At 53.2% G+C, this 1256-nt stretch carries 1 protein-coding gene; it reads left to right on the top strand.

The window, feature by feature from the left end; genetic code table 11:
* Positions 1-135 precede the first annotated feature (135 nt).
* Positions 136-1059 carry an aldo/keto reductase gene (locus tag TH5_RS25120; protein ID WP_114124140.1) on the top strand — a complete coding sequence of 308 codons (924 nt, stop codon included), beginning with the start codon at positions 136-138 and terminating at the stop codon, positions 1057-1059.
* Positions 1060-1256: the final 197 nt, after the last annotated feature.

The raw sequence follows: 1256 nt of genomic DNA, 5'->3' as shown, positions 1-1256 counted from the left end.
CGCAGGTTCGAGTCCTGCTGCCGGAGCCACAAACCCCTGGAACTTTGTTCCGGGGGTTTTTGCTTTTGTGCCCTGCTCCGCAAATTGCTACCAATGACGCAAGCAGTCGCAATGAATTTCCGGAAGGACCGATAGATGTCATCTCCTGTCTCTCGCCGCCGAATGACCAAGGACTTGAGCTTCTCGCAGCTGGCATGGGGGGCATGGCGTCTGCGCAATAGCTCGGATATCAAGAATACCGCGGATATTCTGGCGTTGGTCCACGCCTGCCTTGATGCGGGCATTTCGACATTTGACCATGCCGATGTTTATGGCGGTTATGGGTGCGAGGCCTATTTCGGCGGCGCATTGGCAAAGGCACCGGAATTACGCAGTAAAATGGAAATCGTCACCAAATGTAGCGTGGCACTGGTCAAGGATACGCGGCCCGATCACCGGATAAATCACTACAACACGACCAAGGCCCATATCCTGCTATCGGTTGAAAATTCTCTGCGTAATCTGGCAACCGATTATATCGATATGCTTTTGATTCACCGCCCCGATCCCCTGATGATCGCTGACGAAGTTGCCGAAGCCTTCAATGAACTTCACAGGATGGGAAAAGTACGCCATTTCGGTGTTTCAAACTTCACACCGTCACAATTCAATCTGCTGCAAAGCCGCCTTGATACGCCGCTTGCCACCAATCAGGTCGAATGCTCGGTTCTTGAACTTGCCCCGATCTTTGATGGCACGTTCGACCAGATGCAACAAAGGCAGACGCATCCGATGATCTGGTCCCCTCTTGGCGGCGCACGACTGTTCAACACAAAGGCTGACCCAACAGTCGACCGGGTGCGCCCAGTTCTTGAACGAATGCGCGACAAATACAATCTGCCCGGGATCGCCGAAGTTGCAATAGCATGGCTGCTGCGCCTGCCCTGTCAGCCGGTACCGGTACTAGGTACCATGAAGGCACACCGCATTGCTGATGCAGCAGCATCTTGCGGTATTCAGTTTGATCGGCAGGACTGGTTTGAAATTCTGGTTGCGGCACAGGGGCATTCTGTCCCCTAAGCATTTACAGGCACAGGAAACAGAGGGGCAATAAACCGGGAGGCGACCGGCGTCGGCGCGCAGTGAAAAAAGATGATTTTCGGGTGATTTTTTCATAAAAAGGTCTTGCGGGATCAAAGCCGTTTTATTATACCCCTGCCACGCGCTTCGAACGGAGCGCAAACACTGATCCGGCATAGCTCAGTTGGTAGAGCAAA

The organism is Thalassospira xianhensis MCCC 1A02616 (genome assembly GCF_003326475.1).
Lineage (GTDB): Bacteria > Pseudomonadota > Alphaproteobacteria > Rhodospirillales > Thalassospiraceae > Thalassospira > Thalassospira xianhensis.
The sequence above is the reverse complement of the archived record's forward strand: the minus strand, read 5'-3'. Positions and strand labels throughout refer to the sequence as shown.

Excerpts from the sequence above, each read along its gene's own strand:
- TH5_RS25120 (WP_114124140.1), top strand. The coding sequence starts at position 136 with ATGTCATCTCCTGTCTCTCGCCGCCGAATGACCAAGGACTTGAGCTTC.